10 protein-coding genes, 1 tRNA gene and 1 other RNA gene are annotated in these 19,872 nt (G+C 67.5%); 8 read left to right on the forward strand and 4 right to left on the reverse strand.

Annotated features, from left to right (window positions below; translation table 11 throughout):
* Positions 1–9 precede the first annotated feature (9 nt).
* A complete protein-coding gene (locus tag C9412_RS01560) occupies positions 10–759 on the forward strand; it encodes a 3-deoxy-D-manno-octulosonic acid kinase (protein ID WP_057496945.1) in 750 nt (249 codons plus the stop codon).
* Positions 759–1,526: an MBL fold metallo-hydrolase gene (locus C9412_RS01565; protein WP_107230014.1), complete on the forward strand. Its 768-nt coding sequence runs from the start codon at positions 759–761 to the stop codon at positions 1,524–1,526. The genes C9412_RS01560 and C9412_RS01565 overlap by 1 nt, the downstream gene beginning before the upstream one ends.
* Positions 1,527–1,700: 174 nt before the next feature.
* On the opposite strand, the gene ffs is transcribed toward C9412_RS01565, so the two are convergent.
* An RNA gene (ffs, locus tag C9412_RS01575) (signal recognition particle sRNA small type) lies at positions 1,701–1,791 on the reverse strand.
* A gap of 300 nt (positions 1,792–2,091) precedes the next feature.
* On the opposite strand from ffs, the gene sugE reads away from it, so the two are divergent.
* Positions 2,092–2,409, forward strand: a complete 318-nt coding sequence (gene sugE, locus C9412_RS01580; protein ID WP_107230015.1) for a quaternary ammonium compound efflux SMR transporter SugE — start codon at positions 2,092–2,094, stop codon at positions 2,407–2,409.
* 366 nt (positions 2,410–2,775) lie between these two features.
* A complete protein-coding gene (locus C9412_RS01585; protein WP_107230016.1) occupies positions 2,776–13,668 on the forward strand; it encodes an autotransporter-associated beta strand repeat-containing protein in 10,893 nt (3,630 codons plus the stop codon).
* 57 nt (positions 13,669–13,725) lie between these two features.
* Here C9412_RS01585 and C9412_RS01590 read toward each other — a convergent pair whose 3' ends face one another.
* From C9412_RS01590 to C9412_RS01600, 3 genes are all read right to left on the reverse strand, one after another.
* Positions 13,726–14,169 carry a GNAT family N-acetyltransferase gene (locus tag C9412_RS01590; protein WP_107230017.1) on the reverse strand — a complete coding sequence of 148 codons (444 nt, stop codon included), beginning with the start codon at positions 14,167–14,169 and terminating at the stop codon, positions 13,726–13,728.
* Positions 14,170–14,245: 76 nt separating this feature from the next.
* Positions 14,246–15,373, reverse strand: coding sequence for a DUF3667 domain-containing protein (locus tag C9412_RS01595; RefSeq protein WP_107230018.1), 1,128 nt, complete (start codon positions 15,371–15,373; stop codon positions 14,246–14,248).
* A 744-nt stretch (positions 15,374–16,117) separates the two neighbouring features.
* A tRNA-Ser gene (locus C9412_RS01600) sits at positions 16,118–16,210 on the reverse strand.
* Between the two features lie 143 nt (positions 16,211–16,353).
* Between C9412_RS01600 and dnaX the strand changes: the two genes are divergently transcribed.
* From dnaX to C9412_RS01620, 4 genes are all read left to right on the forward strand, one after another.
* On the forward strand, positions 16,354–18,399 hold the full coding sequence (gene dnaX / locus C9412_RS01605; RefSeq protein WP_107230019.1) for a DNA polymerase III subunit gamma/tau: 2,046 nt from the start codon (positions 16,354–16,356) through the stop codon (positions 18,397–18,399).
* Positions 18,400–18,405: 6 nt separating this feature from the next.
* On the forward strand, positions 18,406–18,726 hold the full coding sequence (locus C9412_RS01610; RefSeq protein ID WP_005408298.1) for a YbaB/EbfC family nucleoid-associated protein: 321 nt from the start codon (positions 18,406–18,408) through the stop codon (positions 18,724–18,726).
* 109 nt (positions 18,727–18,835) lie between these two features.
* Positions 18,836–19,435, forward strand: a complete 600-nt coding sequence (recR, locus tag C9412_RS01615; protein WP_107230020.1) for a recombination mediator RecR — start codon at positions 18,836–18,838, stop codon at positions 19,433–19,435.
* Between the two features lie 67 nt (positions 19,436–19,502).
* Entirely contained in the window at positions 19,503–19,862 is a 360-nt protein-coding gene (locus C9412_RS01620) for a histidine triad nucleotide-binding protein (RefSeq protein ID WP_107230021.1), read from the forward strand.
* Positions 19,863–19,872 lie beyond the last annotated feature (10 nt).

A 19,872-nucleotide genomic window follows, 5' to 3' on the forward strand; every position in this document is an offset into this window, starting at 1 on the left:
CTCAATGAAATGGTCGCATTCGACGCCAATGAAGCGCTGACGCCATGCCGCGAGGGTCGCGGCATCGGGGCCATTCTGTTCGACCGCGAGCGGCTGCGGCAAGCCGAGATCGGCCTGTTCTCGCCGCAGCACTGGGGCAGCAGGGCCCGGCCGGTAGGCGAGGGGGGCCGTGGCAGTGCCTGGTTCGTCGATGCACCGTTCGGCGCCAGCGTGCTGCGGCACTACCTGCGGGGCGGCCTGGCCGCCAAGCTCAGCCATGACCAGTACCTGTGGCGCGGCTCGGACCGGACCCGCAGTTTCGCCGAATTCCGGCTGATGCGTGCGCTGCGCGAGAAGAAGCTGCCCGTGCCGCGGCCGATCGCCGCGTTCTACATGCGCGAGGGCCTGCGCTACCGGGCTGCGATCCTGATGGAGCGGATCGAGGGCGTGCGCTCGCTGGCCGACCGTGCACTGGTGGCCGGCCGCGGCGCGCCGTGGGAGGAGACCGGTCGGCTGATCGCCCGCTTCCATCGTGCCGGGCTGGACCATGCCGACCTCAACGCGCACAACATCCTGTTCGATGGCAACGGCCACGGCTGGCTGATCGACTTCGACCGTGGCGTCATCCGTATTCCGGCCACCGCCTGGCGCGAACGCAATCTCAAGCGCCTGCTGCGCTCGCTGATCAAGCTGCGCGGTGAACGCAGCGTGGAAGATGTGCAGAAGGACTACGCGCGGCTGCGCCGCGCCTATGACATGGCCTGGAACCGGGGCACCTGATGGACTGGTCGTTGCGTTTCCTCGGCGTCGGCAATGCGTCGGCGGTCGAGCTGGGTTCGCCGATGTCGGTGATCGAGCGCGAGGGCCGGCCGTGGCTGACCATCGATTGTGGCGGCGAAGGCCTGACCGCGTTCAAGGCGCACTACGGGCACATGCCGCAGGCGCTGTTCGTCACCCATGTGCATCTGGACCACGTGGCCGGCTTCGAGCGGCTGTTCGTCGATACCTTCTTCAATGCGCAGCGGCGCGGCAAGGTGCGCCTGTATGTGCCGGCCACGGTGGTGCCGCTGCTGCACAAACGCATCGGTGACTACCCGAACGTGCTGGCCGAGGGCGGTGCCAACTTCTGGGACGCGTTCCAGCTGATCGTGGTGGGCGATGCGTTCTGGCACGAGGGAGTGCGCCTGGAGGTGTTCCCGGTGCGCCACCACTGGCCGGAGACGGCCTATGGCCTGCGCCTGCAGGGCGCGCTGACCTGGAGCGGCGATACCCGGCCGATTCCGGAGATGCTGGCCCGCTTCGCCAGCGACAACGAGCTGATCGCCCACGACTGCGGCCTGCACGGCAACCCGTCGCACACCGGCGTGGATGACCTGGAGCGCGAGTACAGCGCTGAACTGCAGGCGCGGATGATGCTCTACCACTACGCCAGCGTGGCCGATGGTGCCGCGTTGGCGGCGCGCGGGCACCGCGTGGCGCAGCCGGGCCAGTGCGTGCCGCTGGCCACCCCGACCGCGCCGCACGTGCTGGTGCAGGATCCGCCGTGAGCGGAACCGGCGGCGCTGGCCGCCAAATTTGAGGCGCTGGAACGCGCGCTGCACACCCGGCATGTGCGCGCTGATCGCACGCGGCTGTCGGAACGTCTGGATTATGAAGCCGGGGTCAGATCCCTTTGCCATGCAAAGGGATCTGACCCCAGTGCAGAAAAGGCGGTGGCCCCGCCGGCTGGCCTCGGCGCCCGCGTCGATCGATACCGTTGCTGCCTTCCGGCCCTGGCGGGGTTTTCGACCTAGCGTCGCGAGGGGCCGACGGGGCCACCATAGAGACGTTGGCCGCCCGATGGGTGGCCAGTTCACGGATCAGGGGAAGCAGCGCGGGTTGCGCCGGAGACCACAGCCGGACTGCGCATCGGCTGGCCGATGGCAGACGCGTATTCTACCGCACGCGCACGCACCGACGCCAGCTTCACGCACTGAATCGGCTGTAACCCGTTCCCGGCCAGGCAGGCCGCGGCGGTTGCCCGTTGCTAGAATGCCGGCCAGGAGGAACGACCTCCCCCACATCGGGAATCAAAGACCAGGACGGCCTGGCCCTACCAAGAGGAGGGCCGTCATGGCCTGGATCTATCTGTTGTTCGCCGGCCTGCTGGAAATCGTCTGGGCCGTGTCCATGAAGCAGTCCGAAGGCTTCAGCAAGCTCACCCCCACCGTGGTGACCATCATCGGCATGATCGCCAGCTTCTGGCTGCTGGCGGTGGCCATGCGCAGCCTGCCGCTGGGTACCGCCTACACGATCTGGACCGGCATTGGTGCGGTCGGCGCATTCGTGGTCGGCATCGTTTTCCTCGGCGAACAGGTCAGCCCGATGCGGATTGGTGCGGCGGTGCTTATCGTTTCCGGCCTGGTCCTGATGAAACTCTCCAGCAGCTGAGGGTTTATCCCGACTGGGTTATGCAGGGTGGGTTCTGTTTGCCGTGAATATGCAATGTGCATTTTCGGCAAAATAGATTTACCCGCCCGTTTTATTTGACGCACGTCATAAAATTTCGTTGGGTGATTCACGCGGCACTGGCGGCATCCGTCGCACAGTGCCGCCATTCGTCGTGCGGAACCGGGGAGTTTCCGTGCCGATGGATACGCTGGAACGCCGTCCTCGATGCGCGCCCGCGTGAAGATGTGAAGATTTTCCGAAGTTAATGCGCCAGGCCTTGTTTCCGCAGCGGGAACCGGGATGGGCCGCATCGTCTTCAAAAAACCTGCCCGCAGTGCCATCCGGTCTTTTCATGGAGATTTACCGATGAACCGCATTTACCGTCTGGTTTTCAATCGCGCCCTTGGCGTAATGCAGGTTGCATCGGAGGTTGCCCAGAATCCGGGTGGAAGTGCAGTTTCCACCGGGCGGCCACCGCGCCTGCGGGCGCATCAGCTGGCGATGGCTTTGGCCGCCACGCTGGCCAGTGGTTCGGCGTTCGCTGCGTGCACGGGGACCACCACGGTCAATTGCGATGGCGCAACCAACCTCACCAACTACGCCAATGGCACCAGCGGGCTGACCCTGAACATCGCCAGCGGCGCAGTGTTCAGCGTGCCGCCGCTGCTGGGCGGCAATGCGGTGACGCTGACCGGCAGCAACACCACGGTCAACAATGCCGGCACGATCGATCCGTTCCTGACCGGTGGGCTGAGCCTGGCCGCTGCCGGCCTGGTGGTCGGCAACAACACCGCCGGTGGCAGCACGATCACGGTCAACAACGAGACCGGTGGCCAGATCAAGGGCATCTTCAATATCGGCACGCTGCTCGGCTTCGGCGGCCAGGCGGTGACCGCGCAGAATGCTGCCGGTGGCACGACCACCCTGGTCAACGACGGTGCGATCGGAATGTCGCTGCTGGGCTTGGGTCAGGTGGCCGATGCGACCTCGGTGGTGACCTACGGCGGTGCACAGGCCAACGTGACCAACCGCGGCAGCATCACCGGCCGTGTCGGCCTGGGCGCTTCGGGCGGAAATACCTTCACCAATGCAGGCACGGTCAGCGGCAGCGTGCATCTGGGTGATTCCACAGGAGGCAATACCTTCACGGCCGTGGCCGGCTCCAGTGTCGCTGCAGGCGGTGGCCTGGCCGCAGCGGGCACGCTGGTGGGCGTGGCCGGGGTGAAGGTGGCGGCCGCCGGATTCGTCGACGCCGGCGCCGGTACCGGTGCGGCCAACAACACGCTGGTGCTGCAGGACAATGCCGGCAACAACGGACCGGCCACCAGCATCGGCTGGAGCAACTACGTCGGGTTCCAGAGGCTGACGGTCAACAGCGGCATCTGGAACCTGCAGGGACCCTGGTCGGGAACCGGCGCGATCACCCTCGGCGGTGGTCTGGTCAACTTCAACAGCAGCACCTCGTTCGGCTCCGGGCTGTTCACCGTCAACGGCGGCACCATCGCTGCCAGCGGTGCAGGCCTGGCGCTGGGCAACAATTTCACCCTCAACAACGCGTTGACCCTGGGCGGCACGCAGGGCTTTGCCCTGAATGGCGTGCTGTCCGGTGGCGGTGGCCTGACCATCAGCAACACGGGGGTGGTGACGCTGGGTGCTGCAAACCTGTTCGGCGGCGGCGTCAATCTCAATGCCGGCGGCCTGGTGTTGGGCAATGCCGGTGCGCTGGGCAGCGGCAACCTGACCGTCGGCGGCAGCGCCTCGCTCGATACTACCGCCGGCTTCGTGCTGGGCAACAACCTGGTGATCAACGGCGGCGGTTCGCTGAACCTGCTGGGCAACAATGCGCTGTCATTGAACGGCTCGATTTCCGGTGCCGGCAACCTGATCAAGAACGGTGCCGGCACGCTCACCTTGAACGGTGCCAATTCGCTGACCGGCAACTTCAGCCTTACCGGGGGCTCGCTCGCGCTTGGCGCGGGCGGCAGCTTGTCACCCATCGGCGCGATCAACGTGGGCGTAGGCACCAGCCTGGACCTTTCCGCGGCCGCCAACCAGACCATCGGCTCGCTGGCCGGCCTCGGCGGCACGGTCAACCTGGGCAGCCGCACGCTGACCCTCGGTGGGCTGGGCAACACCAGCTACAGCGGCACGTTCGGCGCGGGCACCGGTGGCCTGATCAAACTCGGGACCGGCGTGCAGACGCTGTCGGGTGTCAACAACCTCAGCGGCGGTGTTGCGCTCAACGCCGGTGGCCTGCTGCTGGGCAACAACGCTGCACTCGGCAGCGGCGCGCTCAGTGTGGGTGGCAACGTGAGCCTGGATGGCACCAGCGCGCTGTCACTGACCAATGCGATCTCTCTGGGCGCTGGCGGAACGCTGAACCTGCTGGGCAACCAGGCACTGACGCTCAACGGTGTGATCGGTGGCGTGGGAGGGCTGACCAAGAGCGGCGCGGCAACGCTGACGCTCAATGGTGCCAATACGTTCGGTGGCGGGCTGGCGTTCAATGCCGGCAGCCTGGTGCTGGGTAATGCCGGCGCGCTGGGCACCGGCGCGCTGAATGTCGGTGGCGCGGTGACGCTGGATACCGGCTCGGCGCTGAGCGTGGGCAATGGCATCAACCTGGGCGGCGGTGCGTCGCTCAATGTGCTCGGCGGCAATGCACTGACGCTGGGCGGTGTCATCGGCGGCAGCGGCAGCCTGGTGAAGAATGGCGCTGCAACGCTGACCCTGAGCGGTGCCAACACCTACACCGGCGGCACCGCCATCAATGCGGGCACGTTGGCCATCGGTGCTGGTGGCAGCCTGGCCGCAACCGGCGCGGTCACCCTCGGTGGCGTCGGTGCGGTGCTGGATCTGTCCGCCGGCGGCAACCAGACCGTCGGCGCACTCAGTGGCGTGGCCGGCAGCACGCTGGCGCTCGGCGCCACGACGCTGACCTTCGGCGACGCCACCAACCAGACCCTGGCAGGTGTCATCACCGGTACCGGCGGACTGGTCAAGCAGGGCGCCGGCACGCAGACACTGAGTGGAGCCAACACCTTCAGCGGTGGCCTGAACCTGGCGGCTGGCGGGCTGGTGCTGGGCAACAACGGTGCCCTCGGCAGCGGCGCGTTGACGGTCAGCGGCAACGGCACGCTGGACGGCACCGCTGCGCTGAACTTGGGCAATGCGGTGAACCTGACCGGCTCGCTGACGCTGCCAGGCGCACAGAACCTGACCCTGGGCGGTGTGGTAGCCGGGACCGGCAGCCTGGTCAAGAACGGCGCTTCGGTACTGACACTGACCGGTACCAATACCTTCAGCGGCGGGCTGACGCTCAATGCCGGCAGCCTGCTGCTCGGCAGCAGTGCGTCGCTGGGCAGCGGCGCACTGAACGTCAATGGTTCGGCGACGCTGGATGGCGTGTCGGCGCTCAACCTGGGCAACAACGTTGCGCTGGGCGCTGGCGTCGCACTGACGCTGCCGGGCACGCAGGCGGTGACGCTCGGTGGCGTGGTATCCGGTGCCGGCAGCCTGACCAAGAATGGCGCCAGCACGCTGACGCTCAACGGTGCCAACACCTTCACTGGCGGCCTGGCGCTCAACGGCGGTGGCCTGCTGCTGGGCAACGCCGGAGCACTCGGCACGGGTGCACTGAATGTTGGCGCAAACGCGACGCTGGACAGCAGTGTGGCGGCCAACCTGGGCAATGCGGTGAACTTGGCTGGAGGCACGGTGCTGAACCTGCTGGGCAGCCAGGACGTGACGCTGGGCGGTGTCATCGCCGGAACCGGCGAACTGGTCAAGAACGGCGCTTCGACGCTGACCTTGAATGGCCCCAACACCTTCTCCGGTGGTGTCGGCCTCAATGCCGGTGTGCTGCGGCTGGGCAATGCCGGCGCACTGGGCACCGGCGCACTGGATGTGGGCGGCAATGCGTCGCTGGATACCAGCGCTGCACTGAACCTGGGCAACAGCATCGGCCTGGCCGCAGGTGCCAACCTGACCGTGCTGGGCAGCAACGACCTGACGCTGGCTGGGCCGGTGTTCGGCGCCGGTGGATTGATCAAGGACGGTGCGGCACGGTTGACCCTGAGCGGTGCCAACCTCTATGCCGGCGGCACCACCATCAACAACGGTACGCTGGCGCTGGGGGCCGGTGGCAGCCTGGCGGCGGGCGGCGATGTGACGCTCGGCAATGCCGGTGCGGGCTTCGACATTTCAGCGGCCGGCGGCAACCAGACCATCGCTGCGTTGAACGGCGTGGCCGGAACCGCGCTGACCCTGGGCGGCAATTCGTTGACCTTCGGCAGCAATGCCAGCGCCACCTTTGATGGCGTGATCAGCGGCACCGGCGGCCTGGTCAAAACCGGTACCGGCATCCAGACGCTGTCCGGTGCCAACACGTTCAGCGGTGGCCTGGCGCTCAATGGCGGCGGGCTGGTGCTGGGCAACGCCGATGCGCTGGGGACCGGCGCGCTCGGCGTCGGTGCTGCGGTCAGTCTCGACAACACGGTGGCACTGAACCTTGCCAACGCGGTGAACTTCGGCGCCGGCACGCAGCTGACCCTGGGCGGCAGCAATGACCTCACCCTGGGCGGCGTGCTGAGCGGCGATGGCAGCCTGGTCAAGAACGGTGCTGGCCTGCTGACGCTCAACAACAGCAACACCTTCACTGGCGGCCTGACCTTGAACGGCGGCAACCTGGTGGCGGGCGCCAACGGTGCGCTGGGTACCGGCGCACTGGCGGTGAACGGCAACGCCTCGCTGGATGCCGGCGCTGCGGTGACGCTGGGCAACGCGGTGAACCTGGGATCGGGCGTGGCACTGACCCTGCCGGGCAGCAACGCGCTGACCCTGAGCGGCATCGTGGCCGGCAATGGCAGCCTGATCAAGAATGGTGGTGCGACGCTGACACTGTCCGGCGCCAACACCTATACCGGTGGCACCACCGTCAATGCCGGCACGCTCGCGTTGGGCGCGGGCGGCAGCCTGGCTGCGGCAGGTGATGTCACGCTGGGCGCTGCAGGGGCGATCTTCGACATCTCCGGCGCAGGCAGCAGCCAGACCATCGGGGCGCTCAACGGCGTGGCGGGAACTTCGCTGGCCCTGGGCGGCAATTCGCTGACCTTCGGCAGCGCTGCCAACGGCGCGTTTGATGGCCTGATCAGTGGTGGCGGCGGGTTGGTGAAGGTGGGGGCGGGTGTGCAGACCCTGTCCGGTGCCAACACCTTCGGCGGCGGCGTGACGCTCAATGCCGGCGGCCTGGTGCTGGGCAATGATGCGGCGCTGGGTACCGGCGCACTTACCGTCGGTGGCGCGGCTACATTGGATACCACCGCGCTGGCGACGCTGGCCAACAACGTTGTGCTCAACGCCGGGCTGACCGTGCTGGGCACCAACGCACTCACCCTCAACGGTGTGCTCTCCGGTACCGGCAGCCTGACCAAGAACGGCCTTGCAACGCTGACCTTGAACGGCATCAACACCTACACCGGCGGTACCAACATCAATGCCGGTACGCTGGCACTCGGCGCCGGCGCCAGCCTGGCCGCAAGCGGCACCGTCAATCTCGCCACCGGCGCCACGCTGGACCTGTCGGCCGGCAACGGCACGCAGGTGTTCGGCACGCTGGTGGGCAACGGCACGGTCAACCTGGGGGCCAACAACATCGAGGTGGGCAGTGCCGCCAACGGCACCTTCAGCGGTTCGATCGCCGGCACCGGTGGCCTGACCAAGGTCGGCAGCGGTATCGAAACTCTGACCGGCATCAACACCTACACCGGCGGCACCACCATCAACGCCGGCACGCTGGCGATCGGCGCCGGTGGCAGCCTGGCGGCGACCGGTGCAGTGAACGTGGCGGCGCCAGGTGCGGGCTTCGACATCTCGGCCTCCGGCGCCAACCAGACCATCGGTTCGCTGTCCGGCGTGGCCGGCTCGACGGTCAGCCTGGGCGCCAACACCCTGATCCTGGGCGGCGTCAGCAGCAGCACCTTCGATGGCGCGATTGCCGGTACCGGCGGGTTGGTCAAGAACGGCGCGGGCATTCTCACCCTCGGCGGCGCCAACCTGTTCAGCGGCGGCGTGGCATTGAACGGTGGCGGGCTGGTGGTCGGCAACAACGCGGCACTGGGCAGCGGCGCGTTGAACGTCGGTGCCGATGCGTCGCTGGACAGCAGCCTGGCGGTGACCCTTGGCAATGCCATCGACCTCACCGCCGGGGCCAACCTCAACCTGCTCGGCAGCAATGCGCTCACGCTGGGTGGTGTCATCAGCGGTGGCGGTGGCCTGATCAAGAATGGTGCGGCGACGGTGACCCTGACCGGCGCCAACACCTACACCGGCGGTACCACCATCAACAGCGGCACGCTGGCCATCGGTGCCGGCGGCAGCCTGGCCTCCACCGGCGCGGTGAATCTTGCCGGCGCCGGCACGCTGGATATCTCCGCCGGTGGCAACCAGAGCATCGGTTCGCTGGCCGGTGTGGCCGGCAGCAGCGTGGCGCTGGGCGGCAACTCGCTGACCCTGGGCGGCGTGGCCGACAGCACCTACAACGGCGTGATCAGCGGCAGCGGCGGATTGATCAAGAACGGTGCCGGCGTGCAGACACTGACCGGTGCCAATACCTTCGGTGGAGGCGTCAGCCTCAACGCCGGTGGCCTGGTGGTGGGCAACAACGCCGCGCTGGGTACCGGCACGGTGACCGTGGGTGGCAATGCCACGCTCGATTCCAACAGCGCGATCACTCTGGGCAACAACTTCGTTCTCAATGCCGGCCTGACCGTGCTGGGCAGCAATGACCTGACCCTCAACGGCAGCCTCAGCGGCACCGGTTCGCTGACCAAGAACGGCCTGGCCACGCTGACCTTGAATGGCACCAACACCTATACCGGTGGCACGTTCATCAATGCCGGCACGCTGGCGCTGGGGGCAGGGGCCAGCCTGCATGCCAACGGCATCGTCAACCTGGCCAGCGGGGCCACCTTCGATCTGTCGGCCGGCGCCGGTACGCAGCAGTTCGGCACGCTGATCGGCGACGGTACGGTGAACCTGGGCGCGAACACGCTGACCATCGGTGATGCCACCAACGGCACCTTCGCCGGTTCGGTGGCGGGCACCGGTGGGCTGATCAAGGAAGGCACCGGTACCCAGACCCTGACCGGCACCAACACCTTCACCGGCGGCACCACCATCAACGCCGGCACGCTGGCGATCGGCGCCGGCGGCAGCCTGGCGGCGACCGGTGCGGTCACCCTGGCCAATGCCGGTACCGCGTTCGATATCTCCGCAGGCGGTAACCAGAGCATCGGCTCGCTGGCGGGCGTGGCGGGCTCGGACGTGTCGCTGGGCGGCAACACGCTCACCCTCGGCGGCGTCGGCAACACCACGTTCAACGGTGTCATCGGTGGCACCGGCGCGTTGATCAAGGACGGCGCGGGCGTGCAGACGCTGGGAGGTGCGAACACCTTCACTGGTGGTGTCACCCTCAACGCCGGCGGCCTGGTGGTCGGCAACAACGCGGCACTGGGCAGCGGCGCGCTCACCGTCGCCGGCAACGGCACGCTCGATGCCAACGCGGCGGTGACCCTGGCCAACGACGTCGCCCTGGGCGCCGGCGCCAACCTGGACGTGCTCGGCAGCAACGATCTGACCCTGGGCGGCGCGATTTCCGGCGCAGGCGGCTTGATCAAGGATGGCCCGGCCACGCTGACGCTGACCGGCGCCAGCAGCTACACCGGCACTACCACCCTCAACAGCGGCACGCTGGCGGTGGGCGCGGGCGGCAGCCTGTCCGGCGCCAGCACCGTGAACCTGGCCGGCACCGGCACCCTGGACATCAGCGCCGGTGGCAACCAGAGCATCGGCGGTCTGGCCGGCGTTGCCGGCAGTACCGTTGCGCTGGGTGGCGCCACGCTGACCACCGGCGGCAACAACGCCAGCACCACCTTCGCCGGCGTGCTCAGCGGTACCGGTGGCCTGGTGCAGGGCGGTACCGGCACGCTGATCCTCAGCGGCGACAACACCTATACCGGGGGTACCACCGTCAATGGCGGCAGCACGCTGCAGATCGGCAATGGTGGCAGCACCGGTTCGGTGCTGGGCGACATCACCAACAACGGCAGCCTGGTCTACAACCTGGGTACCACTGCAACGGTGGGTGGCGTGGTCAGCGGCAGCGGCGGCCTCACCCAGGCCGGCAGTGGCACGCTGGTGCTGACCGGCAACAACACCTACACCGGCGGTACCACCATCAATGCCGGTGGCACGCTGCAGGTCGGCAATGGCGGTGCCAGTGGTGCGATCGTCGGTGACATCACCAACAACGGCGCGCTGGTCTCCAACGTGGCCGGCAACACCACGCTGGGCGGCACCATCAGCGGCAGCGGTGGCCTGACCCAGGCCGGCAGCGGCACGCTGCTGCTGACCGGCAACAACACCTATACCGGCGGCACCACCATCAACGCCGGTGGCACGCTGCAGGTCGGCAACGGCGGCGCGACCGGTGCGATCACCGGCAATGTCGCCAACAACGGCAGCCTGGTGTTCGACGTGGCCGGCAACACCACCGTCGGTGGCGCGATCAGTGGCAGTGGCGCGCTGACCCAGGCCGGCGCGGGTGTGCTGACCCTGGTCGGCAACAACAGCTACACCGGTGGCACCACCATCAATGCCGGTGGCACGCTGCAGGTGGGCAATGGCGGCGCCACGGGTTCGATTGCCGGTGACATCACCAACAATGGTGCGCTGATCTCCAACGTGGCCGGCAATACGCAGCTGGGCGGCACCATCAGCGGCAGCGGTGGCCTGACCCAGGCCGGCAGCGGCACGCTGCTGCTGACCGGCAACAACACGTACAGCGGCGGTACCACCATCAACGCTGGCGGCACGCTGCAGCTGGGCAATGGCGGCGCGACCGGCTCGATCGTCGGCGACATCACCAACAACGGTGCGCTGGTGTCCAATGTGGCCGGCAACACCACGCTGGGCGGCACCATCAGCGGCAGCGGCGGCCTGACCCAGGCTGGCAGCGGCACGCTGACCCTGACCGGCAACAACACCTACACCGGCGGCACCACCATCAACAGCGGTGGCACGCTGCAGGTCGGCAACGGTGGCGCGACCGGCGCGATTGCCGGCAACGTCACCAACAACGGCAGCCTGGTGTTCAACGTCGGTGGCAACACCACCGTCGGCGGCACCATCAGCGGCAGCGGTGGCCTGACCCAGGCCGGCAGCGGCACACTGATCCTGGGCGGCAACAACACCTATACCGGTGGCACCACCATCAACACCGGTGGCACGCTGCAGGTCGGCAATGGCGGCGCCAGCGGTGCCATCACCGGCAATGTCAGCAACAACGGCAGCCTGGTGTTCAACGTCGGTGGCAACACCACGGTTGGCGGCACCATCAGCGGCAGCGGCGGCCTGACCCAGGCCGGCACCGGCACCGTCACTCTCACCGGCAACAACACCTACACCGGCGGCACCACCATCAATGCCGGCGGTACCGTGCAGGTCGGCAACGGCGGCGCCAGCGGCTCGATCACCGGCAACATCACCAACAACGGTGGCCTGATCATCAACACCAGTGGCACCACCACGCTGGGCGGCACCATCAGCGGCGGCGGCAGCATCGTGCAGGCCGGCCCGGGTGGGCTGAATCTGGGCGGCAACAGCGGTGGCTTCAGCGGCACCGGCCAGGTCACCGGCGGCGGCCTGAATGTCACCGGCACCATCGGTGGCCAGTGGACCATCGGCAGCGGCACCACCCTGTCCGGTACCGGCACCATCGGTGGCACCGGCGGTGGCGTGACCGTTTCCAGCGGCGGCGTGCTGTCGCCGGGCAATGGGCCGGGCAACGGCAGTGGCGCCGGCAACGGCACCGGGACGATCACCGTGGGCGGCAACCTGACCCTGTCGCCGGGCAGCACGCTGGGCATCGATCTGGGCGCCACCGGCAGCGATACCGTGCAGGTCGGTGGCAGCGCGACGGTGGGCGGCAGCACCGTGCAGGTGAACACCATTTCGCCCAGCACCAGCTACCAGCAGGGCCAGCAGTACACGGTGGTCAACGCGGCCGGTGGGGTGAGCGGGCAGTTCGCCTCGGCGACTTCGCCGTCGGCGTTCCTGACCATCACGCCGGTGTATACGGCCAATACCGCCAACCTGAAGATCGACGTGGCGCAGACCGCGGCGTTCACGTCGGTGGCCAACAGCCGCAACCAGTACAACACCGCAGCCGCGCTGGACAGCCTGCCGCAGAGTGGTCCGGCGCTGGGCCTGTACAACACCGTGCTGATCTATGACGCGGCCACCGCGCGCAGTGCGTTCGACCAGTTGTCCGGTGAAGTGCATGCGGCCAGCCGTGCGGTGCTGCTGTACGACAACTACCTGGAAGAAGGCATCCGCCAGCGTCTGGGCAGCGAACTGCCGACCGTGCGTGGCGAGCGCGCCTCGGCCTGGCTGGCCGGCAGCGGCAAGGTGTTCAAGCAGGATGGCGATGGCAACGGGGATGAGATCCGCGCCAACCGCAATGCGCTGATGGCCGGTGTGGACTGGCAGCTGGGCGAGCACGTGGTGCTGGGTGCGGCCGCCGGCAATGAACGCCTGGATACGCGCCTGTACGAACGCAGCTCGCGCGCCCGCCTGCGTGGCAATACCTTCGGCCTGTATGCACAGGGCGAATGGAACAACGGCTTCGCGGTCGGTGGCAGCGTGTCACGCGGTGACTACCGTACGCGCACCACGCGTGAAGTGCCGCTGCTGGGCCAGACCCTGTACAGCCGCCAGGATTCGGACGTGACCATCGCCCAGGTCGAAGGCAGCTGGACCTGGAGCCACGGCCGGACCCAGCTGCAGCCGTACGTGCAGTTCACCAAGCACTGGGTCGACAGTGATAGCGCAGTGGAGCAGGGCGGGACTGCCGCGCTGGTGCTGGAAGGCGGCAAGGACACGCTCAATGTCAGCACCGTGGGTGTGCGTGGCCGCTGGGATGTGGGCAGCGGCGAGCGCTTCCCGGCGCAGCTGACGGTTGGCCTGGGCTGGCAGCACGCCTCGGGTGATACCGACGTGGCCAGCCGCAACCGCTTCGCGGTCGGCGGCAATGCCTTCGATGTCTACAGCGCGGTGATGGCACGCAATGCGCTGGTCAGCCAGGTCGGCGTGGCGGTGGGCCTGGGCCGCAACAGCCAGCTGTCGATGTTCGTGCAGGGCCAGCACGGCGATGGTCGCCGCGATGTCGGCGGGCAGATCAACCTGCGCGTGGGCTTCTGAGGGGAGTAGGGCAGCAAGGGATCCACGCGCGGCGTGGATCCGGGCCGGGGCGGAGGGCTATACCCTCCGCTCCATCTCCACGGCGTCAATGCCTGCGCCGTGGCCATCGGCTACCACCCGCGTCACCTGGAAGCCGAGGCCGGCGTAGAACCCCTGGGTGTGCTGGCTGGTGCTGAGCGTGATGCGGGTGATCGACCGATCCGCTTGGGCCTGGTGCAGGCGCGCCCGGGCCAGTTCGCGGCCGATGCCGTGCCGGTGCAGCGCGCGCTCGACCATGCCCCAGCAGAAGCCGGCACTGCCATCGTCGCGGCGCGAGAGCCCGCCACAGGCCACGATGCGGCCATCGCGTTCGATGACCTGGAACGCGCAGGCCATCGCCTGCTCACGCAGGAAGCGTTCGAAATCACTGCGCTCTTCGGGCGCGAAATACGTGGGCACGTTGCCTTCGAAGATCGACAGGCAGGCGTTGGCATCCGTGTGCCGGTAGAGTCGGAGTGTCATGCGCTCACGATAGACGATCGGCGGTAGATCCACGCCACGCGTGGATTCACTGCCTGGATGCCTTGCTTGTTCCTGCTTACGCCGAGATACCGGCCAGCGTTGCGTACATCACCACGAAACTCACCAGGCACAGGTAGATGCCACCGATGATGAGATAGCGCGCGAGGGTCAGCACCTTGTTGCCGCCATAGACGCGTTGCTGCATCCACAGCAGATAGATGGGAACGGCCAGCCACAGCAGCGCGTACAGCCACGAGCTGACCGCCGAGAACGTGGGCGAGGCGAAAGCCGTGCCCAGGCCGGCGATGAGGAAGGTGGCCAGCAGCACCATCATCAGCCAGCAGTGGCTGTACAGTGCCACCACTAGGTGCTCGAGATAGCCCATCGCACGTGGGACGTAGGCCACGCGCAGGACCAGTGCGAAGACCGGCATCAGGAAGAACAGCGCGCCGGGCAGCGCGGTCAGGATCGCCTGCATGTACAGATCGGTCTTGCCGCCCATGCGCTGGATGTTGGCGTTGCCGTTCTGCAGGCGCTTGTTGAGCCACTGGTTGGCGAACTGTGGCCAACCGGCAATGACGATCGGATTGCGGTCGGCGTCCCACGGTTTGCCGTTGACGGTGTGGCTGAAGAACGAACCCCCGCCGGAGGCGGTGTCCTCGCTGCCGGCATCCTGCTGCCCGCCGGTCAGCTCGGCCCGGCGTTGAGCCGCCGCGGCGTTCAGCGCTGCCCTGGCCATGGCGAAGGCGGCCGGGCCAGCCGTGGCCGCGTCGGCCTGCTGCCGTTCGAGCAGGGTGATCTGCTCTGCGCGCAGCGCATCAACCTGTTCGACGGTCGTGGCGCGGGCAAACAGGGCGTCGCGGCCACCGCCGCTGCTGATGCCGAAATCGTCGACATGCACGAACAGCTTGCCGATGAAGAAGGTGAACAGCGTGAGGATCACAAACAGGCGCAGCGGCTGTACGTAGCCGACCCGGCGGCCGTTGAGGTAGTTCAGCGCGATGCGGCCGGGCATCCACAGATCGCGCAGCGTGCGGAAGATGCGTCCATCCAGATGCCAGAACGATTCGAACACTTCCTCGATGGCATGGCCCACGTGCTTGAGCGGGTTGTGCGCCGATTGCCCGCAGCGATGGCAGTAGTGGCCCTGCAGGGCAGTGTTGCAGTTCTCGCAGGCGGCGTGCGCGCTGTCAGTCGAGCTCATGGGCGATGGGCGACGCGTCGGATTGAAGGCGCCTACGATAGCGAATTTTCAGGGTTCGTTCAGTTTTGTTTGAGGGGGGCGCGAGAGTGTGGAAGGTGTCCAGGCGCATCCACGCATGGCGTGGATCTACGGATCGGTCTGGAGGAACAAGCCCCTTTGTTGAGGGGCTGCCCCGACAGGGGCGGGGAGAGGCAGGCAAAGGGAGGGGCCCAATCGTTGCGCAGCAACGTTTGGGGCGAAGCGCGCGCAGCGCGTTTCGCGTCCCGCGCCAGATAAACAGGAAAAGGCGTCTGCCAGATCGGGGGCATCCGGTGGCGCGCCATCCACGCATGGCGTGGATCTACGGATCGGTCTGGAGGAACAAGCCCCTTTGTTGAGGGGCTGCCCCGACAGGGGCGGGGAGAGGCAGGCAAAGGGAGGGGCCCAAAGGTTGCGCAGCAACGTTTGGGGCGAAGCGCGCGCAGCGCGTTTCGCGTCCCGCGCCAGATAAACAGGAAAAGGCGTCTGCCAGATCAGGGGCATCCGGTGGCGCGCCATCCACGCATGGCGTGGATCTACGGATCGGTCTGGGGGAACAAGCCCCTCTGTTGAGGGGCTGCCCCGACAGGGGCGGGGAGAGGCAGGCAAAGGGAGGGGCCCAAAGGTTGCGCAGCAACGTTTGGGGCGAAGCGCGCGCAGCGCGTTTCGCGTCCCGCGCCAGATAAATAAAAAAGGCCACCCGAAGGGCGGCCTTTTTTATTTATCTGGCGGAGAGAGGGGGATTCGAACCCCCGAAGCGCGGTTTAGACGCTTACACACTTTCCAGGCGTGCTCCTTCAACCACTCGGACACCTCTCCGGATCCCTGCCATCGGCAAACGCCTCAGCAGGGGCGCAGATTCTAGCGGGCGGCGCGGCAGGACACAAGCACCCCGATCAGGGATGCATCCCGGGGCGTTGAAGGCGAGGGGGCTGGACAGGCATGGCACAATGGAACATCCGATGGAAAACGGTGGCCTGATGTCCTATCTCGTCCTTGCCCGCAAGTGGCGTCCGAAGCGTTTTGCCGAGCTGGTGGGCCAGGAACACGTGGTCCGGGCGCTCAGCAACGCGCTCGACAGCGGCCGGGTCCACCACGCGTTCCTGTTCACCGGCACCCGCGGTGTGGGCAAGACCACCATCGCGCGCATCTTCGCCAAGTCGCTGAACTGCGAACAGGGCACCAGCGCCGACCCGTGCGGCCAGTGCGCGGCCTGCCTGGACATCGACGCCGGCCGCTACATCGACCTGCTGGAAATCGACGCCGCGTCGAACACCGGTGTGGACGACGTACGCGAGGTGATCGAGAACGCGCAGTACATGCCCTCGCGCGGCAAGTACAAGGTCTACCTGATCGACGAAGTGCACATGCTGTCCAAGGCGGCGTTCAACGCGCTGCTGAAGACGCTGGAAGAGCCGCCGGAACATGTGAAGTTCCTGCTGGCTACCACTGACCCGCAGAAGCTGCCGGTCACCGTGCTCAGCCGCTGTCTGCAGTTCAACCTCAAGCGCCTGGACGAAGACCAGATCCAGGGCCAGATGACCCGCATCCTGGCCGCCGAGGAGATCGAGGCCGACGGCAGTGCCATCGTGCAGCTGGCCAAGGCCGCCGACGGCAGCCTGCGTGATGGGCTGTCGCTGCTCGACCAGGCCATCGCCTACGCCGGTGGTGCACTGCGCGAGGACGTGGTGCGGACCATGCTGGGCACGGTCGATCGCACCCAGGTGACGGCCATGCTCGATGCGCTGGCCGAGGGCGATGGCCCGCGCCTGCTGCAGGTAGTGGCCGCGTTGGCCGAGTTCTCGCCGGATTGGAGTGGCGTGCTGGAAGCGCTGGCCGAAGGCCTGCACCGCATCCAGGTGCAGCAGCTGGTGCCCGGTGCCGCGACTGCGGAAGGTCTGGATGCGGCTGCATTCGCCGAGCGCCTGCGCCCGGAAGTGGTGCAGCTCTGGTACCAGATGGCGCTCAATGGCCGTCGTGACCTGCCGCTGGCGCCGAGCCCGCGCGCGGGCTTTGAAATGGCCGTGCTGCGCATGCTGGCGTTCCGTCCGGCCGCAGCGGTGCCGCCGGTGCCGACGTCGGTCGATGCTGCTGGCGGTGGCGTGCAGGGCGGCACTGCTGCCGGTGGTGGCGCAGCTGCCCCCGAAGCGGCGCCGGCCGCCGCTGGCGCCTCGGCCGCAGCGCAGACGCCCGCGCCGGTACAGGCTGCGCCGCGTGAGCCTGAACCCGAACCTGAGCCGGCCCCGCAACCGGAGCCGACACCGGACCCCGAGCCGGAGCCGGTTCCGGTGGAAGAGCCCGTGTCGCCGCCGCCGCTGAAGGCGGAGGCCGCGCTGCCGACGGCCACCGCTGACGCTGGGGCGGCCGATGATCTGCCGCCGTGGGCCACCGACGAAGCCGAGGCCCGTGATGCGGCGCTGGCGGCCGAGATGGCGGGCCCGGATGCGGCCATGGTCGCGCCCTGGCACAAGCCGCCGGCTCCGGCCGTCGCGCCTGCTGAAGCAGTGCCAGCCGAGCCGGGGCGTTCGTTCCGCGCCGAAGGCATTGCCATCGCGCCAGCCGAGCCCGTCGCGATGCTCGAGACCGCGCCGCAGGAAGATGTCAGCGAGCTGGCCACGGCCGAAGACTGGCTGGACCTGGTGGCCAACAGCGGCCTGAGCGGCCCGTCACGGCAGCTGGCCGCCAACGCCGCGTTCATCAGCTGCCAGCACGGGACCTTGAAACTGGGCCTTTCGCCCGGATTTGAATACCTGCGTTCGGAGCGCGCGCTGAGCGCCCTGGGCGAGATGCTGGCCAAGGCGCTCGGCCAGGCGCCGAAGATCGTGGTCGAGACCGTGGAGACCGAGCACGTTCCGGCCGAGACCCTGCACCAGCGTGCCGACCGCCAGCGTGGCGAGCGGCAGCAGCTGGCAGAGGCTGTTTTCATGGACGACCCGGAAGTGCAGGTGCTGATCCAACAGCACGGTGCGCGGGTCGTTTCCGATTCCATCCGTTCTTTTGACGAGTAAGACACCATGCGCGGAAACATCGCCCAACTGATGCAGCAGGCCCAGAAGATGCAGGAGAACCTGCAGAAGGCCCAGGAAGAAATCGCCAAGATCGAAGTGACCGGCAGTGCCGGTGGCGGCATGGTCAGCGTGACCCTGACCGGCGCCAAGGAGTGCCGCAAGGTGCGCATCGATCCATCGCTGACCAGCGATCCGGAAATGCTGGAAGACCTGATCGCCGCCGCCTTCAACGACGCCTCGAACAAGATCGATGCCGAGTCGAAGTCGAAGATGGGCTCGGCCACCGCCGGCATGCAGCTGCCGCCGGGCATGAAGCTGCCGTTCTGATCGAGGGTAGCGTCGAGCCTGCTCGACTTCATGCATGAAGCAGTCGAGCGAGCTCGACGCTACCAAGCCCTTCAGTCGAGCATGGCTCGACTCTACAAAGCATGCCGCCGTGTCCGCACCCCTGCTTGAACAACTGATCGATGCGCTGCGGGTGCTGCCTGGCGTTGGCCAGAAGACCGCCCAGCGCATGGCCTACCACCTGCTCGAACGTGAGCGCGAAGGTGGACAGCGCCTGGCCGAAACGCTGGCGCTGGCGGTGGAACGCATTGGTCATTGCGCGCAGTGCCGCGACTTCAGTGAAACCGATCTGTGCCCTACCTGCGCCAACAGCAGCCGTGAGCGCAGCCAGTTGTGCGTGGTCGAATCACCGGCTGACCGGCTGGCCATCGAGAATGCTACCGGCTTCCGCGGTGTGTACTTCGTGCTGCAGGGCAGGCTGTCGCCGCTCGATGGTATCGGGCCGCGAGAGCTGGGTCTGGAGCAGCTGGAGCAACGCCTGGCCGAAGGCGAGGTGCAGGAGCTGATCATCGCCACCAGTGCCACGGTCGAGGGCGAGGCGACGGCGCATTACCTGGCGCAGCTGGCACGGGCGCGCAAGGTGCAACCCAGCCGCCTGGCCCAGGGGCTGCCACTGGGCGGTGAGCTGGAGTACGTCGACCGCGGCACGCTGTCGCACGCGTTCGGAACGCGCAGCGAGTTCCGCGATTGAGTGCAGGCCGGGCATTGCCCGGCGCGGGCGGCCTACAATGCCGATGACATCTCCGCCTAGGCCGACCATGAGCACCGAAACCCTCTTCAGCAAGATCATCCGCCGCGAGATCCCGGCCAGCATCGTCTATGAGGACGATGAGGTGCTGGGCTTCAAGGACATCGCGCCGCAGGCACCGGTGCATGTGTTGTTCATTCCGAAGAACGAGATCATCCCGACCCTGGATGACCTGCAGCCGTCGCAGGCGCACCTGATCGGCAAGCTGGCGCTGGCTGCGGCCGAATATGCACGGCGCGAAGGCTTCGCGCAGGACGGCTACCGCATCGTGATGAACTGCCGCGAGGACGCCGGGCAGACCGTGTTCCACATCCACATGCACCTGCTGGCCGGTGCGCCGCTGGGGCATTTCGGTACGCCGGGGCGGTGATGCGCCCGGC

This window comes from Stenotrophomonas sp. Nf1 (assembly GCF_003028475.1).
Classification (GTDB): domain Bacteria; phylum Pseudomonadota; class Gammaproteobacteria; order Xanthomonadales; family Xanthomonadaceae; genus Stenotrophomonas.

What these genes read in the sequence shown, in the direction of transcription:
- C9412_RS01585 (WP_107230016.1), top strand. Translation starts at nt 2,776, where the DNA reads ATGAACCGCATTTACCGTCTGGTTTTCAATCGCGCCCTTGGCGTAATG.
- C9412_RS01565 (WP_107230014.1), top strand. Translation starts at nt 759, where the DNA reads ATGGACTGGTCGTTGCGTTTCCTCGGCGTCGGCAATGCGTCGGCGGTC.
- C9412_RS01560 (WP_057496945.1), top strand. Translation starts at nt 10, where the DNA reads ATGGTCGCATTCGACGCCAATGAAGCGCTGACGCCATGCCGCGAGGGT.
- sugE (WP_107230015.1), top strand. Translation starts at nt 2,092, where the DNA reads ATGGCCTGGATCTATCTGTTGTTCGCCGGCCTGCTGGAAATCGTCTGG.
- C9412_RS01610 (WP_005408298.1), top strand. Translation starts at nt 18,406, where the DNA reads ATGCGCGGAAACATCGCCCAACTGATGCAGCAGGCCCAGAAGATGCAG.
- C9412_RS01595 (WP_107230018.1), bottom strand. Translation starts at nt 15,373, where the DNA reads ATGAGCTCGACTGACAGCGCGCACGCCGCCTGCGAGAACTGCAACACT.
- dnaX (WP_107230019.1), top strand. Translation starts at nt 16,354, where the DNA reads ATGGAAAACGGTGGCCTGATGTCCTATCTCGTCCTTGCCCGCAAGTGG.
- C9412_RS01620 (WP_107230021.1), top strand. Translation starts at nt 19,503, where the DNA reads ATGAGCACCGAAACCCTCTTCAGCAAGATCATCCGCCGCGAGATCCCG.
- C9412_RS01590 (WP_107230017.1), bottom strand. Translation starts at nt 14,169, where the DNA reads ATGACACTCCGACTCTACCGGCACACGGATGCCAACGCCTGCCTGTCG.